Raw genomic sequence first — 19,113 nt, 5'->3', positions numbered from 1 at the left:
TAGCTCCTTACACTTTCTCGCCACGAGCGCGCAAATCTGCGAGCACCGCGTCGATACCATTTTTATCAACAATACGCATACCTTTAGTAGAGATACGCAACTTAACCCAACGCTTTTCTGATTCTACCCAGAAGCGGTGAGATTGCAGGTTCGGCAGGAAACGACGCTTGGTCGCATTGCGCGCGTGAGAACGGTTATTACCGGTAACCGGACGCTTTCCTGTAACTTGACATACTTGTGACATCGTTTATTTACTCCAAAATTGCTTCAAGCTCGCCTGTCGCCCATCGCGGCCTTGCCTTGAATCCGAGGGCGCATTTTATACAGCAAATCGGCCCGGCAATCAAGTGATCGCTGATATTTTTTGATCTTTCTGATCCTGTAAACGGCGGCGCTACTTTACTACAAGAGTCCGCGTTCGGCAAATGAAACTGGTGTTCCTGCACCAATAACGAAGTGATCCAGCAGGGCAACATCGATCATGCTCAATGCCCGCTTGAGCCGCTCCGTCACGCGTTGATCCGCTTGACTAGGCTCTGCCACACCCGACGGATGATTGTGCGCAAGAATAACTGCGGCGGCATTATGTTGCATCACTAATTTTATAATTTCTCGTGGATACACCGGCGCCGCATTGATCGTGCCCTGAAATAATTCGACGTATTTCAATAACCGATGTTGACTATCAAGAAGTAAAACGACAAAAATTTCTCGCTGTTGATGGCGTAATTGCGCGGTTAGGTAATCTCGAACCATGGCCGGTTGGGTAAAACCGTCATCACGACGCAATTGCCACGCCAAGTAACGTCGCGATATTTCCATCACCACCTGCAGTTGCATCACGCGCGCCGGCCCCAGCCCTGGTTGCTCTAACAACACATCAGCACTTGCCGCCAACATGCCACCGAGTCCATCAAATGCGCCGAGTAAATCACGGGAATAGGCAACAACATCCTTACCACGAATACCGGTACCCAGCAGAATGGCTAATAATTCGGCATCGGTTAACGTGGCCACGCCTAACTCCGCCATTTTCTCTCGTGGTCGTTCGGCTGCCGGCCAATCTTTTACACTTGTCATGATCACTCCTTGATCGCTTGAGTCTATTGGATAAATAAAATGCATCAGTGATGCCAATAAGCTAGCACAAGGCAAACCTCAACTTGATGAATTACGATTCTGTACATAGGGCAATACGGCAATGGCTGAAGGGTAAATTGGCGAAAATTTGTATATCGCGAATTTTGGAGGTTCGTGATATTGTAAAAACAGTTTAAAGGTAAGGACTTACTATGAGTACAAGCCCCAATCAGCCGTTACTTGGTCGTCGCATCCTGCTTGGTATCAGCGGTGGCATTGCTGCGTATAAAACACCCGAACTTGTGCGTCGTTTAAAAGATTACGGCGCCGATGTGCGTTGCGTACTGACCCAAGGTGGGCAGGCATTTATTACGCCGCTCACACTGCAAGCCGTTTCCGGCAACCCGGTGCACCATGATTTGCTTGACCCAGCCGCAGAAGCTGCCATGGGCCATATTGAATTGGCGAAATGGGCCGACCTCGTCTTTATCGCACCAGCCTCAGCTAACACGCTGGCGCAACTTGCGCATGGTCATGCCAGCGATTTGCTGAGTACACTATGTTTAGCAACCGCGGCACCTGTCGCTGTCGCGCCGGCAATGAATCAACAAATGTGGGCACATGCCGCCGTGCAAGCGAATTGTGAACTATTACAGCAGCGTGGCGTTCAAGTCATCACCCCAGCCAGCGGTGCGCAAGCATGTGGCGATGTTGGTGCTGGCCGCATGCCTGAGCCACTAGAATTGCGTGAAACTATCACTGCGCTACTTGCGCCGCAGGCTACCGAGCTGAGTGGCAAGCATATTGTGATCACCGCCGGCCCAACCCGCGAAGCGATAGACCCAGTCCGTTACTTAAGTAACCACAGCTCTGGGAAAATGGGCTTTGCACTTGCCGCCGCAGCGCAGCGCATGGGCGCACAGGTCACTTTGATTGCTGGACCAGTCAACTTAGCAACGCCAGCCGGTGTGTTACGAGTTGATGTGGTTAGCGCCGCAGAGATGCACACAGCCGCGCTACAGGCAGTCGAGAACGCTGATATTTTCATTGGCTGTGCAGCCGTTGCGGATTATCGTCCTGAGCAAGTCGCCGATAATAAAATCAAGAAATCGAATGATGGCATGCAGATAACGTTGGTGCGTAACCCCGATATTCTTGCCGACGTTGCGGCGCTGAAAAAAGCGCCATTCACCATCGGTTTTGCTGCAGAAACGAATGATGTTGCGCACTATGCGCAGGACAAGTTAGCGCGTAAAAAGCTCAATATGATTGCCGCAAACGACGTCAGCGACACCAGCATAGGATTCAATAGCGAAGACAACGCGATGGTCCTATTCTGGCGAGAAGCAAACAACACCGTGCAACAGCAAGCACTCGCACGCGCTAGCAAATCAGCCATCGCCCAACAGATCCTGCAACAAGCAGCAAAGCTTCTATCGAATAACCAATAACGAATAACGATCAACGACAAACAGAAGGAGTTTTGCGTGGCCGCGAAACAAGACCGAAAGCAAGAAATCCTAGCCGCCTTAGCTACCATGCTAGAAACCAGCCCAGGCCAGCGTATTACCACCGCTCGTTTAGCTAGCGAAGTGGGCGTATCAGAAGCCGCACTTTATCGTCACTTCCCATCAAAAGCCAAGATGTTTGAAGGGCTGATTGATTTCACCGAAGACGCAATTTTATCGCGCATTAATCAAATTTTAGAGAATGAAAAAGACACGGTAAATCGCTGCGAAATGATCGTGCGTTTAGTGCTGACGTTCGTCGAACGTAATCCGGGTATCACCCGTATCCTGACTGGCGATGCACTGCTTGGCGAACACGAGCGTCTGCGTGGTCGAGTGCTTGGTATTTTCGAAAAAGTCGAAGCGAATTTGAAGCAGGTGCTTCGTGAGCGTCGATTGCGCGAACAGGTTCGTGGTGGTTTAGATGAAGGGATGTTAGCGAACTTAGTGATGGCGTATGCCGACGGCAAAATCACTCAATTTGTTCGCTCAGAGTTCAAGCGAGCGCCAACTGAGCACTTTGATGAGCAATGGCAAACCATTGCCCAACAGTTACTCAGCTAACAAAACGATTATTCAGAAGTACGTGCCCGGCTCAGTAAGTTAATTGCGGCTTGCTGAGGCGTGGTATCACCGTACAACACGTCGTAGAGTTGCTCACAAATCGGCATTTCCACACCATGCCGCTTCGCCAATGCAACGACTTCGCGGGTATTGCGATAGCCCTCAACAGCTTGACCAATTTCTTTCATCGCTTGATCAACCGATTTCCCCTGCCCTAAAGCGAGACCAAAGCGACGGTTGCGCGATTGGTTATCGGTACAAGTGAGAATCAAATCCCCTAAGCCAGCCATGCCGGTGAAGGTTTCTGGCTTCGCCCCGAGTTTCAAACCAAGCCGTGTCAGCTCGGCCAAACCACGCGTAATCAAAGCAGTGCGCGCATTCGCGCCAAAGCCGATACCATCAGCCATACCAGCACCAATCGCAATCACGTTCTTAACCGCACCACCCAACTGTACGCCAATAAAATCATCGTTGGTGTAAACACGGAAACTACGATCGCAATGCAGTAACTCCGAGAGTTCTTCGACAAACTGCGGATCGGTTGACGACATCGAAATCGCGGTCGGTAACCCTTTCGCCATTTCCATCGCAAAGGTGGGTCCAGACAGCACTGCCAAAGCGTGTGAATCACCAAGAATTTCCTGCGCCACTTCAAACAGTAAGCGGCCAGTTTCTGGTTCTAAGCCTTTGGTTGCCCATGCGACACGAGCGTCTGGTAGTAAGTTTGGCTGCATGTCTTTCAACACTTGAGCAAACGCACTACTTGGCACCACCACCACAATATTTTTGCAGTCGGCAACCGCTTCGGCTAAATCAGCGGTCACATGTAAAGTGTCAGGAAGTTGAATACCAGGAAGGTAACGCGTGTTCTCGCGCGATTTCGCCATGGCTTCGATTTGTTCGACGTCACGGCCCCATAAACAGGTTTGTGTGCCCTTACGAGCAAAACAAAGTGCTAGGGCAGTTCCGTAAGAACCGGCGCCTAGCACTGTTACTTGCGAATCACGCATAGATTGCGCTGATATTACGCGTCAGCTTGGGCAGCTTGTTGCTGCTGTTGCTGTTGTACGTGTTGTGCAAATACTGCATCGAAGTTAACTGGTGCTAAGTTCAACTGTGGGAACGTTGCACGGCTAACTAGGCTTGATAAACACTCACGCGCATATGGGAACAAGATGTTCGGGCAGAATGCACCTAACAAGTGAGCGCGTTGGCCTTCTTCAATTGCGTCAGACACAGAGAAGATACCTGCTTGGTGAACTTCACCAATAAATGCAACGGTTTCACCGATTTTGTTGGTAGCCGTTACTTTCAGAACAACTTCGTAAACACCTTCGTCGATTTTGGTGTTTTTCACGTTCAAATCTAAGCTCAACTCAGGTTTCCATTCTTGACGGAAAACTTCTGGTGCATTTGGCGCTTCAAACGAAACGTCTTTGGTGTAAATGCGTTGAATTTGGAAAGCTTGTTGCTGTTGCGCTTCGTCTTGAGCGGCGCCGTTTACTTGCTGTTCGTCAGCCATTTTAATACGTCCTATTACTGAAAGTTACACTTATTATTTTTTAACCAGTGGGAAACTGGCGCCCTGCCAGGCTGAGATTCCACCTTGAAGTACGGCAACATTCTCAAACCCAGCTTTGCTAAGCGAAGCTGCTGCGGAACGCGCAGTCATTCCTGTTGCACATACAACCACGATGGGGGCAGATTTGAATTTCTCAAGAGCCTGCAACTCATTTTTTCGAATCTTATCGGCGGTAACATGAATTGCGTCTTGAATGTGGCCCTTACGGTACTCGTCCATCGAGCGGATATCAACATACACACCATCGTTTTTGTTAACTAACAAGGTGGCTTGCTGCGGCTCGAGCAATTTGACTTTTGAGGTTGCGCCTTTCACGTAACTGACAATAATCGCGATCAGAAGGATGACCCACAACAGGCTCATAAAGTAGTGGTCCATCGCGAAAGCGAGAAGTTGATCCATGGGGTTGCCTACTCCAATTGAAAAAAACAAGGCACAGAGTATACCGACTGCAACGCACGTTGCCAGTAAAATTTGCCACGAAACGTCGGTTAGAAAGGATGCGTTACGCTGCAAAATCGCATAAAATAAATTCAATTTTTTGAATTTACTGAAAAACCACTGAGGAAGTCATGGCCAAGCCACATACACCGTTAGCCCTATTGATTTTAGATGGTTGGGGTCATCGTGAAGCCGCTGAAGATAATGCCATTGCTGCAGCTAATACACCAACCATGGATAAGCTTTGGGCGACGCGCCCGCATACCTTAGTTGATGGTTCAGGAATGGCGGTTGGTTTGCCCGAAGGTCAAATGGGTAACTCAGAAGTAGGTCACGTAAATTTAGGTGCCGGCCGTGTGGTCTATCAAGATTTCACTCGTATTAGCAAAGCGATTGCCGATGGCGACTTCTTCACAAATAAAGCGTTAACCGAAGGTGTCGACGCTGCCGTATCGGCTGGTAAAGCCGTACATATTATGGGTTTACTATCGCCAGGCGGTGTGCATAGCCATGAAGATCATTTATTAGCGATGGTCGAGCTCGCCGCTCAGCGCGGTGCAAAGCATGTTTATGTTCATGGCTTTCTCGATGGCCGCGACACGCCACCGCGTTCCGCCGCAGCGACGATTGAGCGTTTCGAAAAGCAATTCATGCAATTAGGCCTTGGTCGCTTCGCCACCCTATGTGGTCGCTATTTCGCAATGGACCGCGATAAGCGTTGGGACCGCGTTGAGCAAGCATGGCGAGCGGTTGTGCACGCGCAAGCGCCGTATAAAGCAGATAGTGCCAGTATCGCATTAGCAAACGCTTATGAACGTGACGAAAGCGATGAATTCGTGAAGCCAACATTGATTGGCGACGCTGTTCCTATTCAAGATGGTGACAGTGTCTTCTTTATGAATTTCCGCGCCGACCGCGCACGCGAATTAAGTCATGCTTTCTTGGATACAGAGTTTGATGGCTTTGAGCGTGGACAGCGTCCGCAGCTATCAGCGTTTGTGATGCTGACCGAATACGCCGCCGATTTAAAAGGCCCGATTGCATATCCACCAGAGAGTCTTACCAATGTACTCGGTGAGTGGCTTGCCAAGAATGACTACAGTCAACTTCGCATCTCTGAAACGGAAAAATACGCACACGTTACGTTTTTCTTCAGCGGTGGTCGTGAAGAAGAGTTTGACGGTGAGAAACGTGTGTTGATTCCATCGCCGAACGTTGCAACCTACGATTTACAGCCAGAAATGAGCTCAGAGCAATTAACCGACGCCCTCGTTGATGCCATTCGCCAGCGCCAGTTTGATGTGATTATTTGTAACTATCCAAACGGTGATATGGTAGGGCATACCGGTAATTTCGATGCGGCAGTCAAAGCCGTTGAAGCCGTCGATCGTTCCATTGCGCGGGTTGTTGAAGCGCTCCAGGAAGTTGGCGGCGAATGTTTGATTACTGCTGATCATGGTAACGCCGAGCAAATGCAAGACCACACCACAGGTCAGTCGCATACCGCGCACACCAGTGAGCTGGTACCGTTTATTTATGTGGGTCGTGACGCCACCGCTCGTGTAGGCGGCACATTATCAGATGTCGCCCCAACGATGCTGCATTTGCTTGGTCTTGAACAACCGCCAGAAATGACCGGCACACCGATTGTGACGTTAACTTCGTGAGACGCATTCTTGCTGCACTCCTCATCCTCCTGTTGTCGCCAGTAAGCTGGGGACAACAGCCCAGTGCACAAGAACAAGCTGCAACCGAAGCACAATTAGCACAAATTGCTGAAGAATTGAAAAAGCGCGAAGCCGCCATTGGTCAGCGGGCTGAACGCTTGAGTATTACCGAACGCGAGTTACGGCAGTTGGAACAACAAATGGCGACTGTTGCGAGCGAACTTAATGCGACCCAGCAGCGCTTAGCCGATATTCGTGGCCGTATTAACGACCTTCAACAACAAGAACAAACACTCACCGAACAACTTAAAAGCCAACGCAAACTCCTCGAGAAGCAACTGGATATGGCGTACCGCATGGGTGAGCACGACTATTTAAAGTTGATTCTTAAGCAACAAGAACCCGCCAAATTCGAGCGCCTGCTTGGCTATTATGGCTATTTTAACCGTGCCCGACTCAAAGAGCTTGACGATATTCGCGCCACCCAAGAGCAACTAGCTCAAGTGCAAGCCGACGTTGTCGACCAGCAGCAGCAACTAGCCCAACGCGAACAGCAACAACGCCAACAGCAAGGGGTATTGAAAGCTCAGCAAGGCGAGCAGCAACAACTTGTGAAGCGACTGCAACGTGAACAATCGGCTGACCAAAAGCGTATTGATGAATTAAAGCAAAACCAAGAAGCGTTGGAACAAGTGCTGGCGGCAATTCAAGCGGCACAACGTGACGAGCCTCGGTTGGTTGGTTTAACCGAACGCAAAGGTAAAATGAGCTGGCCGGCCGACGGTAAAGTGGAACGATTATTTGGGCGCCAACGCAGCGGCGGTGTGACTTGGAAAGGCGTCGTGATCAAAGCTGATGCAGGCGAGCCTGTCAAAGCGATCGCCGATGGTCGCGTGCTGTTTGCCAATTGGTTGCGCGGTTATGGCTTGGTGATTGTACTCGACCACGGTAATGGCTATATGAGCCTTTACGGGCACAATCAAACGATATTGCCAGCCGAAGGCGACGTGGTTAGAGCCAATGAAACAATTGCGTTGGTTGGTCAGAGTGGTGGTGTTGAAGATCCTGCGGTATATTTTGAAATTCGCGTCAAAGGTGACGCGGTAAACCCTGTTAACTGGTGTCGCTAAATGACTTCAATATTAAGAATCGTGATGATTGCAGCTGTCATTTTCACTCCTGCAACCATAGCAAATGAAGTGGAGTTACCGCGTATCGCGATTGTCATTGATGATCTTGGTAATAGTCGATTCCAACAGCAGTTTGCCGAGCTCCCAGGGCCACTAACCCTTGCCATGTTGCCACACACACCTTATGCCGAACGCATTGCACAAAGCGCACAGCAGAACGGCAAAGAAGTGATTATTCACATGCCCATGCAGGCATCGGCGAATGATGACGCTGGTGCTGGAATGTTGTCATCAGAAGATGATAAAGCCGAAACCATTCTGCTCATGGAACAAGCCTTTATTCAAATACCGCAAGCGGTCGGTATGAATAATCATATGGGGAGCCGGTTAACGGCATTGATTGAGCCAATGCAATGGGTGATGGAACAACTGGCTTTGCGCAATTTCTATTTTCTCGACAGCCGTACAACCGCTGCCACGCAAGCCGAAAATGTCGCCCGCGAGTTCGGTATTCCAGTTGCACGGCGCCACGTATTTCTGGATAACAACCCAGAACCTGCCGAAATTGCGTTGCGCTGGAAAGATCTCATTCGTCATGCTCACAAACACGGCGAAGCGATCGCTATTGCGCATCCACATCGCTCCACACTTGAGTTTCTAAAAGAAGTTCTGCCCAACATCGAGCGCCACTACGGCGTTAAGCTTGTCGTTGCGTCTTCTTTAACCCAACGCCCGGACACCGAAACCATTCAGCTCACTGAACATACGAGCGAGCAAATAAAAACGCCGGCGAATTAAGCCGGCGTTTTTGTTTTCAGAATGCCTTTTAAGACATGGCCATGCGTAGTTTCTTCATGGCATTTGCTTCGAGTTGACGTACACGCTCAGCAGAAACCTGATATTTATCCGCAAGTTCTTGTAGCGTGGTTTTATTTTCTTCGTCTAACCAACGGGCACGCACGATATCTTGGCTACGCTCATCAAGTGTATTAATCGCTGACAACAAGCGGCGCTGCGTGTGGTCTTCCCACTGCTCATTTTCCACTTCTTCAGCTAAATCTGAACGCTTGTCTTCAAGATATTGTGCTGGCGAGTAGGTGCTACCCTCCTTCGCATCATCATCGTCAGAGCTTAATTCGAACGCTTGGTCATGCGCGCTCATGCGCGCTTCCATTTCCAAAACTTCGTTGGTGCTGACACCTAACGTTTCAGCAACGGTGTTGACTTCTTCATTGGTGAACCAACCTAAGCGCTTCTTCATTTTACGCAAGTTGAAGAACAATTTACGCTGTGCTTTGGTGGTTGCAATTTTGACCATGCGCCAGTTTTTCAGCACATACTCATGAATTTCGGCTTTGATCCAATGTACTGCGAACGACACTAAGCGGACGCCAACCGCTGGGTCGAAACGACGCACGGCTTTCATCAGACCAATATTACCTTCTTGAATTAAATCGGCTTGAGGCAGGCCGTAACCTGAGTAGCTGCGGGCAACATGTACGACAAAGCGCAGGTGCGACATGATGAGCTGACGTGCAGCTTCTAAGTCGTCCTGTTCGTGCAAGCGTGTCGCCAGCTCGCGCTCTTCCTCTGCCGATAACATAGGAATGCGGTTCACTGTCGAAATGTACGCCTCTAAGCTGCCACTCGACTGTGGAACAGCTAATGCCATACTAGTAATTTCAGAGCTCATGCAACAACATCCTCTCTCACTGGTGTCTGCACAACATTATCCAGACACTGCTCAGACCACTTTTCGGTCTTGAAGTTCCCTCATTCTAGCAAAATTGACGCCGCTGACAATGACTGCTTTGGGATGAATTTTGATAACTTGTTCTATCCATATGGGGATAGATTATTGTGGTTCAATAGTCCGTACGTGTTTTCTTACTGCAATATACGAACCTAATAATCCCAAGCCAATTGCCAGTAGCCATAATACCAGCATTTCATTAAAGGTTAGCCCAACTAAGGTGAACTGACTTTCATACAATTCACTGATATCAGTAACGGCGCCAGAAATCCATAAAATCATTACGGCGGTTGCCAGCCAAGCGATCAATCCGCCAACAAAACCATACCAAACGCCGGTGTATAAAAATGGGCGTTGGATATAACCGTCGGTTGCACCCACCAGCTTCATCACCATAATTTCATCGCGTTTGCTATTAATATTGAGGCGAATGGTGTTGCCAACAATCAGCACCACCGCAATACACAGTAGCGCTGCGAGAGCTAACAAGCCATCGCGCACTAAATTCAATAAAGCTTCAAGCCGCTGCAACCAATCTAAATCAAGTCGTACTTGCTCAACTTCGCGCTCATTACGCAATTGCTGAGCCAGTTGTTGCGCTTGTGTCGTCCCACGTTTATTCGCTACCGGTAATACTAACAACACATCCGGCAGCGGATTATTGGTTAGCGCATCGAGCGCTTCACCAAACCCTGAACTTTCACGAAACTCTTGCAGCGCTTCGTTTTTATCAATCCAGCGCACGCTTTCAATATCGTTCGATAAGCTCAAACGCTTATGAAAGGTTGACACTTCTTGCTGGCTTAAATCTTTACGCAGAAACAGTGTAATTTCTGAGGCATGCTGCCAATCTGCACCAATCGCTTCAGTATTTTTCACCACCACATAAAGGGTTGCCGGTAGTGTCAGGCTCAATCCCAACACCGCCATGGTCATCAGGCTTGCCATGGGATACCGCGCAAGCTCACCGAGGCTGGCAACCGCTTGTTGTACATTGTGCACCCAGAACATGACAAAACGACGAAAGCCCGAAATATTGACCTGCTGGGCGCCTTGCTGACGAGAACGAAACAGTAAACTCATGGCTTAGCTCTCCTGCAACCCGTCGTTAATCATGCGCCCATCGCGCAACGTCAGCGTGCGGTATCGCAGTCGGGCAATCAACCCTAGATCATGCGTCGCGATCAATACGGATACACCAACTCGGTTAAAGTCTTCAAATAGCTTAATGATTTCCATCGATAATTTCGGATCAAGATTACCGGTTGGTTCATCGGCTAAGAGTAGCGGCGGTTTATTCACAACCGCACGTGCAATACCAACTCGTTGCTGTTCGCCACCCGATAACATCATTGGGTAATGACGCACTTTGTCGCCTAATCCGACTTTTTCGAGCGCAGCATGCACACGCTTACGCGCCTCTTGCATGCTGTAACCTTCAATTAATAGCGGCAATGCGACGTTATCAAAGACGGTTTTGTCCATCAGCAAACGGTGATCTTGAAAAATCATACCAATGTCACGCCGGGCATAAGGAATTTGGCGAGAATTAATGCGTTTAAGGTCGTGACCATTAATCATCACGCGGCCAGCGGTCGGCCGTTCCATCATACTAATGAGCTTGAGTAAGGTACTTTTACCAGCGCCAGAATGACCGGTTAGAAACGCCATTTCACCGGGTTCTAGGTGAAAGCTGACATTGGTCAATGCCTGAAAGCCACCTGGATACGTTTTACTCACCTGCTCAAATTTGATCATGATGGTTGCGTCTCTTTCAGTTCCCGTTGAAATAAGGCATCGACAAACTCTTGCGCATCAAATTGCCGCAAATCATCTATTCCCTCGCCCACGCCAATGTAACGAATCGGAATATTAAACTGGTCAGCAATCGCGAAAATAACCCCGCCTTTTGCTGTGCCGTCTAGTTTAGTCAGTGTAATACCACTCACGCCAACAGCCTCAGTAAATAATTTGGCTTGGCTAATCGCATTTTGCCCGGTGCCAGCATCTAACGTCAGCATCACTTCGTGCGGTGCGTTTTCATCCAGCTTGCGCATGACCCGTACTACTTTTTTCAGCTCATCCATCAAGTGCGCTTTATTTTGCAAGCGTCCCGCGGTATCGGCAATTAATACATCAACACCACGCGCTTTGGCTGCTTCAACTGCATCATAAATGACGGATGCACTATCTGCACCGGTGTGCTGCGCGACAACCGGAATGTCATTACGCTGACCCCAAACTTGTAGCTGCTCAACCGCCGCCGCTCGGAAGGTATCACCGGCAGCGAGCATCACCGATTTGCCCTCACGTTTAAATTGCTGGGCGAGTTTACCAATCGTGGTGGTTTTACCGACGCCATTCACGCCAACCATCAGAATCACGTAAGGACCTTGGTGATCTGCAGGAATCGTCAACGGCTGGGCCACAGGCGATAAAATATCAGTCATGTCCTGCTGTAACAGTTTAAAAAGCTCTGCGGAGTCTTTAAGCTGTTTCCGATTCGCTTGCTCAGTTAAACGCTCGACAATTTTGAGTGTGGTTGGCACGCCAATATCAGCGGTCAAAAGCTGAGTTTCGAGTTCTTCAAACAGGTCATCATCAATTTTTTTATCTTGAAAAATGCCCCACAAACCGTCGCCAATGGCTGACGATGTTTTGCGTAAGCCTGCCGTTAACCGCTTCCATAAACTTGGCTTTGACTGAGTTTCAGGTTGTTTGGCTTGCTCGGCAGCTTTAGATTCGGCGGTCACTTGTGCACAAATTTCAGCGGCATCGGGTGCGGCGACCTCTGCTACGGAAGGCTCTTCTGGAAGCGCATCTGACGCGACTGATTCATGTTCAAGTTGCGGTTCTTGTTGCTGTTCGTGTTGTTCGTGGTCTTTCTCTGTCGACGCCTGCTCAGCATCGTTCTGTTTATTTTTGCGAAATAACGAGAAAAAAGATCCTTTGGCCATGCCTGCTTTACCTTTGGAAGTTCACTGCTGCTCGGTTTACAATGGCACACAGTTTAACACGTCAAATAAAAGAAGGCTTACTTTAGCATGCCGCGAAGCTCGTACAAGCAGAAAAGCACACCTCGCCCTGACGCCAAGCAACGTTCGCACCAAGGTGCCGGTGAATTGCGTATTATTGGTGGGCTCTTGCGCGGTCGTAAGCTTGCTATCGCCGATGTCCCCGGCCTGCGACCTACCACTGACAGAGTTCGTGAAACTCTTTTTAACTGGTTGCAGTTTGAGTTGACCGATAGCCGTTGTCTTGATTTGTTTGCGGGAAGCGGTGCACTAGCTTTCGAAGCTTTATCGCGTGGCGCGCAGCAAGTCATTTTGATTGAAAAAGATGCGCAAGCGGCGAATTTATTAGCCCAACATGCTGCCAAACTATCAGAAGCTGTTAAAGGGCAAGCGCTGGTTCAACGCGGCGATGCCCTGCTCTTTTTACAACAACAGCCAGACGTCAGTTTCAACGTGATTTTTGTCGACCCACCATTCGGCATGGGCTTAGCCGATGATTGTTTGACGCTCATTGCGCAGAATAATTGGGTGAGCAGCGGCAGTTGGGTGTATGTGGAAACTGAGAAAGCGATTCAACCGCGCGTACCGGCAACCTGGCTGTTGCACCGAGAGAAATTTGCTGGGCAAGTTGCGTTTCGCTTATATCACGTGAACTAATTCACTTTTACAAACAAGGATATTTCATACATGGGTATAGCAGTGTGGCTTGGGCGACTTATTTTCGCTGTGATTTGGGGCGTGATGCTGGCAAATCTTGTGGCGCCATTTGAAGGGAAAGGCTTCGCGTTTTTCCTATTTTTGATGGTTTTGCTGATTGCCCTGCACTTATTGCAGCTGCTGATGTTCGCCACGGTATATAAAGAGCACATTCAATGGCGCCGCGGTGATTATTGGCAGGTTATATTCTTTGGCGTGATTGGCTGGTTGGCCATTGTGCGCGCACAACCAGCACGCACTCAAACTAAAGCGGAACAGACGAACGACGAGTCGTAGCTACTCGTCGTCATCATTACTATCGTCGGCCATACTCACACCAATATTTGAGACGCCTTCGTCAGCAACCATGTCACGAACTTGACGAACCAGCTCTTGGTTTGGTTGCGATTGACTTGCCGCAACGGTTTCAAGGTAGTTAAGAATCGCCTGCTGAACTTCAATCTCGTATTGCACCAACTCATGTTCGCGTAAGAGTTTTCGACGCTCTTGCGCATCCATCTCGGCACCTTCAGTAAGCTCCAAAAATTTCGCCACACTCGCCTGCGATACCTTCGCCACACTCACCAAGTCAGCACTATTCTGATCCAGCAGCCCCTGCAACAAGGTGCTAATAGCCGTACACGCATCCATGGCTGGATACACGCCGAGCATATCGTGACCATGTTCGCTTGGCGTTACTTCATCAACCTTCTCTTGCCAGCGCGAAAAATTCACTTTAACGGCTTTCCCCTGCCATACCCAATCCCAACAGGCATTCAGGGCACCTTGCAGTGGTTTTGGATCACCAAAGCCAGTAACATGATGGAATAGTTCGTAATTTGGCACCATGCGTTGGCACAGGTATAAGGCCATGACGGTTTGGTATGCTAAGGGTAAGGCGCGGATGCGCTCAAACGTGTTTAAAACCATAAAAACCCCAAGTTCGATATTAGATATTCGATATTAGATATTAGGCAGATAGCATCGAGGTTTTAATGAATATCGAATATCTGATAGCTAATATCGATTTTGCTTTGAGGTAGTATACGCTTTATGACTTTGCAACTCGACTCTTCTTCCATTCAAGTGGCAGCAAAATTAATTGCGCCCATGGTTCGACGCACCACCGTGCTGGTTAGCTTAAAGCTCAACGAGGCGCTCGGCGCGAATGTGTGGCTGAAATGCGAGCACTTACAGCATACCGGCGCATTTAAGTATCGCGGCGCTTGCCATGCTCTTTTGCAATTGTCTGAGGCCGAGCGCGCGCAAGGCGTATACACCGTATCTTCGGGTAATCATGGGACCGCTTTGGCGGCTGCTGGGCAGAAATTAGGAATTAAAGTGCGGGTTGGCGTCGCTGCCAATGCTTCCGAGGTAAAGCGCGCGAACATGGCAAAATATGACGCTGAATTAGTCACGATTGAGCCGGGTATGGCTGCTCGCGAAGCCTTTGTCGCAGCGCAGCGTCCAACTGGGCGGATATTTATTCCACCTTATAATCACGCTCATATATGGCAAGGCCAAGGCACTGCAACCTATGAGTTACTGCAAGAGCAACCAGAACTAGATTGTGTCATTGCGCCGCTGGGTGGTGGAGGTTTGTTAAGCGGCACTTCGGTCGCAGCCAAAGCGCATGGTGTGCCGCAGGTATTTGGTGTAGAGCCAGAGCTTGCTGCTGATGGTGAAGCGTCGTTTCGAACCGGTGTACTGCAACCTGCCATGCCACCATTGAGTGTTTGCGATGGTCTACTAACGAGTGTTGGCGATCAAACCTTTCCGATCATTCGCCAGAATGTGGATGATATTCTGTTGGTTTCGGACAGCGAGGCGCTGGCTGCACAAAAGCTGGTGTTTGAATTAACCGACCAATGGATAGAGCCTTCATCGGCAACGGTCATTGCCGCTATTCAACGGTATTCGAAGCTATTCAAAGGGAAGCGTATTGGGGTGATTATTAGCGGCGGCAATATTGCACCGCCAACATTCATTTCATAGTGGACTAATCAATTATTTCGCGAACAGCTGACCGAGGTCGTTAAACGCCTTGAATTCCAGCGCGTTGCCACTGAAATCATAGAAAAACATGGTGGCCTGTTCGCCCGGTTGACCTTGAAAGCGTATGTGCGGTTCAATCACGAACGCGATGCCAGCCGCTTTCACTTTTTCCGCCAGAGCATGCCAATCGTCCATCGTTAGCACCACACCAAAGTGTGGCACTGGCACATCATGACCGTCGACTGGGTTGCGATGCGCAACACCCTCTTTCTCAGGTGCCAGATGGGTGACAAATTGATGACCAAAGAAGTTCCAATCAACCCATTGCTCGCTACTACGTCCTTCACTTAACCCTAAAATGTCACCATAAAATTCACGCGCTTTGGCAATATCGTGAACCGGCACAGCTAAATGAAATGGGCGTAACGACGACATAGAGACAGCAAACTCCATTGTAGTTATTTAATGCAGTTATTTAATTGGCAGCATCGGCGTTGATTTGCGCCACATACGCACACCAACAGCAACCATTAATGCCATCCAGTTGACCGGCGGTACGAGTCCACAAAGTAATACGGCAAGCATATTCCACAACGGTTGGCGATGATATTGCCCGACCAACACATAAAACAACAATGCCGCCACTAACCCTTGTAAAAGAAACAGGCTAATAGGCATGTTTTGTTCCTTATTTATTCTGTTTTTATTGTGGGAATTAGCCTACCGTATCTTCATGAAATTGTAAAAGAGTGTTAATGCGCCTGAAATATCAGGCGCTTAGAGCACGATCTAAATCCGCAATCAGGTCGTCAAGATCTTCGATGCCCACCGAAATTCGAACAAAGTTGTCCAAAATGCCGAGTTTTTCACGATTTTCTTTCGGAATTGACGCATGCGTCATAATCGCTGGGTGCTCGATTAAGCTTTCAACGCCGCCAAGGCTTTCTGCCAACGCGAAAATTTCGACAGCTTCTAAGAAGCGGCGCGCCTTATCTAAATCACCTTTCAGTAAAATCGAAATCATACCGCCAAAGCCGCTCATCTGCTTTTTCGCCAACTCATGTTGCGGGTGACTTGGCAAGCCTGGGTAAATGACTTTCTCAACTTGTGGATGTGCTTCAAGCCATTGCGCCAGCTTCAATGCCGCCTCGTTATGATGCTTCATACGTAGTGCTAACGTTTTCACGCCGCGAAGCGCCAAATAACTATCGAATGGCCCAGCAACCGCACCGACCGAGTTCTGCAAGAACAGCATTTTTTCGACGAGCTCATCGTTGTCACCAACAACAGCAATACCGCCAACCATATCTGAGTGGCCGTTCAGGTATTTGGTTGCCGAGTGCATGACAATATCAGCACCCATTTCGAGTGGACGTTGGTTGTAAGGCGTCGCAAAGGTATTATCCACCACCACAATCATGTTGTGCTGTTTTGCAATAGCCGCCACAGCAGCAATGTCAACCAACTTCAACATCGGGTTGCTTGGCGTTTCAATCCAAATCATGCGAGTTTTCGGCGTAATCGCGGCTTCAACCGCACTCAAGTCCGCCAAATCGACATAAGAAAACTCTAAACCCGCCGAGCGACCGCGGACTTTATCGAATAGACGGAATGTGCCGCCGTAGAGATCATCCATTGCAATCACATGGTCACCGCTATCCAGCAGCTCCATAATCGTTGATGTCGCCGCCATACCAGAGGCAAATGCTAGACCCTGCTTACCACCTTCAAGGCTTGCCACCGCACGCTCCCACGCAAACCGTGTAGGATTATGTGAACGTGAGTATTCAAAGCCTTTGTGTACGCCTGGGCTTTCTTGAATATAGGTTGAGCTGGTAAAAATCGGCGGCATAACCGCGCCCGTTGCCGGCTCAGGTGATTGCCCGCCGTGAATGGCGCGCGTTGCGAATTTCATGTTCTTTGCATCAGCCATGTTACTTCTCCAGCAAATTTTGAGCGGCCATCCACTCATCGTTGTAAAGTTTTGAAAGGTAGCGGTTACCGGTATCACACGCCAACGTCACCACACGCTTTGGTTCGGTTTGCTCACGGCAGTAACGTAGCGCAGCGGCAATTAACGTGCCGCTCGACGAGCCGACCATCACGCCTTCTTTGACTAGCACTTCGCGAGCGGTGTGAAACGCTTCTTTATCGCTAATTGCGTAGGCTTTGTTGGCAAGATTAATCTCGCAGATATCCGGCACAAAATCTTCACCAATGCCTTCAACCAGCCAGCTACCCGCTTCAACCGTTTCACCACGGTTAATCATTGGCTCAAGAATCGAGCCATCTGGGTCCGCCAAGACTAAATCAACCGTCGCATTTTGCTCACGCAGATAACGACCAATACCGGTTAACGTACCGCCAGAACCAACGCCACAGACAAAGGCATCAAGCTTACCTTGCATTTGCTCCCAAATTTCAGGTCCGGTGGTTTTGTAATGCGCGTCAACGTTCGCTGGGTTGGTAAATTGGTTCACGTAAAAATAACCATTCTCTTCAGCCAGACGTGCCGCCATATCTTGATAATATTCCGGATGGCCTTTTTGCACGTCAGAACGTGTGCGCACCACTTCGGCACCCATCGCTTTGAGGTTATTCACTTTTTCTGCCGACATTTTGTCTGGCATGACAATTTTTAACGGGTAGCCTTTGCTGGCCGCCACTAAGGCGAGACCTAAACCGGTGTTACCAGCAGTCGCTTCAATAATGGTCATGCCCGGTTTCAGTGCACCTGATTTTTCCGCTGCTTCAATCATGCTTACCGCGATACGGTCTTTAATCGAACCGCCTGGATTCATGAGCTCTAGCTTTAAGTACAGCTCACATGGGCCGGTATCGAGATTAGAGACCTTCACCATCGGCGTCTTGCCGATCATTTCTAAAACATTCTGATAAACATGCATGATTGTCTGATCCGTTTCTTTGAATTCGTTAAAATTGCGCTCAATGGCGGGTATTATCGCACGATGCCCTGTTTTATAGCAAAGCGAGCTGTGGCAAAGTATCAGCACTATTTGGAATATGACATAACTAGGAAATTGGATGCATCACTTACACAACTATTTACCAAACTGGCGATTCGCTGCCATCGCCGTTGGTGTTTTAGCTGCAGCTGCTTGTGCGCCAGCAGAACAAACCTCAAATACTGGTTATGTGGCTGAACAAACCACTTTTATTAATACCTTTCGGCCATACTGTGGCCAAGCATTTGCCGCGACCATTGTTGAAGACAATCAACCAAGCCCCGCATGGGATAAACCACTCGTGGTGCATATCCGTGATTGCGAAGAAAATACCATTCGTATGCCATTGCATGTGGGTGACGATCGCTCGCGCACTTGGGTGCTCACGCAACATCCAGGCTATATCGATTTTCAACATTATCACTTGCACGAAGATGGTAGCCCAGACGATGTGTCGCCATATGGCGGTCAAACATTGGCAGCTGGTAGCGTAACAATGCAAGCATTCCCAGTAGATGAAGCAAGTAAAGCGTTGTTTGTTGAAAATGGTCTCGACGTTTCAGTGACGAACACTTGGACCATTAGCTTTGTTGATGAAAAAACCATGAGTTATAAACTATCGCGCCCAGGTCGTATTTTTGAAGTTCATGTAGATTTAAGTCAGCCGATTGATGTGCCGCCACCGGCTTGGGGCTATGCACAGTAAACATTAGTTTT

23 protein-coding genes are annotated in these 19,113 nt (G+C 49.0%); 9 read left to right on the top strand and 14 right to left on the bottom strand.

Going from position 1 to position 19,113, the window contains the following annotated elements:
* Nucleotides 1–7: 7 nt before the first annotated feature.
* Complete coding sequence (gene rpmB / locus CWI82_RS01395; RefSeq protein WP_092857738.1) at nucleotides 8–244, bottom strand: 50S ribosomal protein L28; 237 nt, start codon at nucleotides 242–244, stop codon at nucleotides 8–10.
* A gap of 158 nt (nucleotides 245–402) precedes the next feature.
* A complete protein-coding gene (radC, locus tag CWI82_RS01390) occupies nucleotides 403–1,080 on the bottom strand; it encodes a RadC family protein (protein ID WP_130202426.1) in 678 nt (225 codons plus the stop codon).
* A gap of 212 nt (nucleotides 1,081–1,292) precedes the next feature.
* Between radC and coaBC the strand changes: the two genes are divergently transcribed.
* Together coaBC and slmA are read left to right on the top strand one after the other, a co-directional pair.
* Nucleotides 1,293–2,531 (top strand): bifunctional phosphopantothenoylcysteine decarboxylase/phosphopantothenate--cysteine ligase CoaBC, encoded by a 1,239-nt coding sequence (gene coaBC, locus CWI82_RS01385; RefSeq protein ID WP_130202425.1) that lies wholly within the window; start codon nucleotides 1,293–1,295, stop codon nucleotides 2,529–2,531.
* Between the two features lie 36 nt (nucleotides 2,532–2,567).
* On the top strand, nucleotides 2,568–3,152 hold the full coding sequence (gene slmA, locus CWI82_RS01380; protein WP_092857744.1) for a nucleoid occlusion factor SlmA: 585 nt from the start codon (nucleotides 2,568–2,570) through the stop codon (nucleotides 3,150–3,152).
* Nucleotides 3,153–3,160: 8 nt separating this feature from the next.
* On the opposite strand, the gene gpsA is transcribed toward slmA, so the two are convergent.
* Genes gpsA through CWI82_RS01365 form a run of 3 tightly spaced genes read right to left on the bottom strand, consistent with a single transcriptional unit; the run spans nucleotide 3,161 to nucleotide 5,136 of the window.
* A complete protein-coding gene (gpsA, locus tag CWI82_RS01375; RefSeq protein WP_092857746.1) occupies nucleotides 3,161–4,162 on the bottom strand; it encodes an NAD(P)H-dependent glycerol-3-phosphate dehydrogenase in 1,002 nt (333 codons plus the stop codon).
* A gap of 14 nt (nucleotides 4,163–4,176) precedes the next feature.
* A complete protein-coding gene (secB, locus tag CWI82_RS01370; protein WP_092857748.1) occupies nucleotides 4,177–4,674 on the bottom strand; it encodes a protein-export chaperone SecB in 498 nt (165 codons plus the stop codon).
* A 33-nt stretch (nucleotides 4,675–4,707) separates the two neighbouring features.
* On the bottom strand, nucleotides 4,708–5,136 hold the full coding sequence (locus CWI82_RS01365; RefSeq protein ID WP_092857750.1) for a rhodanese-like domain-containing protein: 429 nt from the start codon (nucleotides 5,134–5,136) through the stop codon (nucleotides 4,708–4,710).
* Between the two features lie 170 nt (nucleotides 5,137–5,306).
* Between CWI82_RS01365 and gpmI the strand changes: the two genes are divergently transcribed.
* Genes gpmI through CWI82_RS01350 form a run of 3 tightly spaced genes read left to right on the top strand, consistent with a single transcriptional unit; the run spans nucleotide 5,307 to nucleotide 8,770 of the window.
* On the top strand, nucleotides 5,307–6,842 hold the full coding sequence (gpmI, locus tag CWI82_RS01360) for a 2,3-bisphosphoglycerate-independent phosphoglycerate mutase (protein WP_130202424.1): 1,536 nt from the start codon (nucleotides 5,307–5,309) through the stop codon (nucleotides 6,840–6,842).
* Nucleotides 6,839–7,972 (top strand): murein hydrolase activator EnvC family protein, encoded by a 1,134-nt coding sequence (locus tag CWI82_RS01355; RefSeq protein ID WP_092857754.1) that lies wholly within the window; start codon nucleotides 6,839–6,841, stop codon nucleotides 7,970–7,972. Before gpmI ends, CWI82_RS01355 begins: the two co-directional genes overlap by 4 nt.
* Nucleotides 7,973–8,770 carry a divergent polysaccharide deacetylase family protein gene (locus CWI82_RS01350; RefSeq protein WP_130202423.1) on the top strand — a complete coding sequence of 266 codons (798 nt, stop codon included), beginning with the start codon at nucleotides 7,973–7,975 and terminating at the stop codon, nucleotides 8,768–8,770.
* 28 nt (nucleotides 8,771–8,798) lie between these two features.
* On the opposite strand, the gene rpoH is transcribed toward CWI82_RS01350, so the two are convergent.
* From rpoH to ftsY, 4 genes are all read right to left on the bottom strand, one after another.
* A complete protein-coding gene (rpoH, locus tag CWI82_RS01345) occupies nucleotides 8,799–9,665 on the bottom strand; it encodes an RNA polymerase sigma factor RpoH (RefSeq protein WP_092857762.1) in 867 nt (288 codons plus the stop codon).
* A gap of 162 nt (nucleotides 9,666–9,827) precedes the next feature.
* Nucleotides 9,828–10,808: a permease-like cell division protein FtsX gene (gene ftsX, locus CWI82_RS01340; RefSeq protein WP_092857764.1), complete on the bottom strand. Its 981-nt coding sequence runs from the start codon at nucleotides 10,806–10,808 to the stop codon at nucleotides 9,828–9,830.
* Nucleotides 10,809–10,811: 3 nt separating this feature from the next.
* Nucleotides 10,812–11,483: a cell division ATP-binding protein FtsE gene (gene ftsE, locus CWI82_RS01335; RefSeq protein ID WP_092857766.1), complete on the bottom strand. Its 672-nt coding sequence runs from the start codon at nucleotides 11,481–11,483 to the stop codon at nucleotides 10,812–10,814.
* Complete coding sequence (gene ftsY / locus CWI82_RS01330; RefSeq protein WP_130202422.1) at nucleotides 11,480–12,682, bottom strand: signal recognition particle-docking protein FtsY; 1,203 nt, start codon at nucleotides 12,680–12,682, stop codon at nucleotides 11,480–11,482. The genes ftsE and ftsY overlap by 4 nt, the downstream gene beginning before the upstream one ends.
* A gap of 87 nt (nucleotides 12,683–12,769) precedes the next feature.
* Here ftsY and rsmD point away from each other — a divergent pair, with 87 nt between their 5' ends.
* Entirely contained in the window at nucleotides 12,770–13,396 is a 627-nt protein-coding gene (rsmD, locus tag CWI82_RS01325) for a 16S rRNA (guanine(966)-N(2))-methyltransferase RsmD (protein ID WP_130202421.1), read from the top strand.
* Between the two features lie 30 nt (nucleotides 13,397–13,426).
* Entirely contained in the window at nucleotides 13,427–13,732 is a 306-nt protein-coding gene (locus tag CWI82_RS01320; protein ID WP_130202420.1) for a DUF1145 domain-containing protein, read from the top strand.
* On the opposite strand, the gene CWI82_RS01315 is transcribed toward CWI82_RS01320, so the two are convergent.
* On the bottom strand, nucleotides 13,733–14,365 hold the full coding sequence (locus CWI82_RS01315) for a YjaG family protein (RefSeq protein WP_130202419.1): 633 nt from the start codon (nucleotides 14,363–14,365) through the stop codon (nucleotides 13,733–13,735).
* 123 nt (nucleotides 14,366–14,488) lie between these two features.
* On the opposite strand from CWI82_RS01315, the gene CWI82_RS01310 reads away from it, so the two are divergent.
* The gene (locus tag CWI82_RS01310) at nucleotides 14,489–15,430 is read left to right on the top strand and encodes a threonine/serine dehydratase (RefSeq protein ID WP_130202418.1); all 942 of its coding nucleotides are present in this window, start codon (nucleotides 14,489–14,491) and stop codon (nucleotides 15,428–15,430) included.
* A gap of 12 nt (nucleotides 15,431–15,442) precedes the next feature.
* On the opposite strand, the gene CWI82_RS01305 is transcribed toward CWI82_RS01310, so the two are convergent.
* The 4 genes from CWI82_RS01305 to CWI82_RS01290 all read right to left on the bottom strand — a co-directional run bounded on the left by CWI82_RS01305 (nucleotide 15,443) and on the right by CWI82_RS01290 (nucleotide 18,336).
* The gene (locus tag CWI82_RS01305; protein ID WP_130202417.1) at nucleotides 15,443–15,865 is read right to left on the bottom strand and encodes a VOC family protein; all 423 of its coding nucleotides are present in this window, start codon (nucleotides 15,863–15,865) and stop codon (nucleotides 15,443–15,445) included.
* Between the two features lie 36 nt (nucleotides 15,866–15,901).
* Nucleotides 15,902–16,108: a hypothetical protein gene (locus CWI82_RS01300; RefSeq protein ID WP_130202416.1), complete on the bottom strand. Its 207-nt coding sequence runs from the start codon at nucleotides 16,106–16,108 to the stop codon at nucleotides 15,902–15,904.
* Nucleotides 16,109–16,199: 91 nt separating this feature from the next.
* Nucleotides 16,200–17,363, bottom strand: coding sequence for a cystathionine gamma-synthase (locus CWI82_RS01295; protein WP_130202415.1), 1,164 nt, complete (start codon nucleotides 17,361–17,363; stop codon nucleotides 16,200–16,202).
* A gap of 1 nt (nucleotide 17,364) precedes the next feature.
* Nucleotides 17,365–18,336, bottom strand: a complete 972-nt coding sequence (locus CWI82_RS01290; RefSeq protein ID WP_130202414.1) for a PLP-dependent cysteine synthase family protein — start codon at nucleotides 18,334–18,336, stop codon at nucleotides 17,365–17,367.
* A gap of 139 nt (nucleotides 18,337–18,475) precedes the next feature.
* On the opposite strand from CWI82_RS01290, the gene CWI82_RS01285 reads away from it, so the two are divergent.
* Complete coding sequence (locus CWI82_RS01285) at nucleotides 18,476–19,102, top strand: hypothetical protein (RefSeq protein WP_092857786.1); 627 nt, start codon at nucleotides 18,476–18,478, stop codon at nucleotides 19,100–19,102.
* Nucleotides 19,103–19,113: the final 11 nt, after the last annotated feature.

It is taken from the genome of Pseudidiomarina tainanensis, assembly GCF_004214835.1.
GTDB classification, from domain to species: domain Bacteria; phylum Pseudomonadota; class Gammaproteobacteria; order Enterobacterales; family Alteromonadaceae; genus Pseudidiomarina; species Pseudidiomarina tainanensis.
Note: the sequence above shows the minus strand (reverse complement) of the source record. Positions and strands in the feature narration are given on the sequence as shown.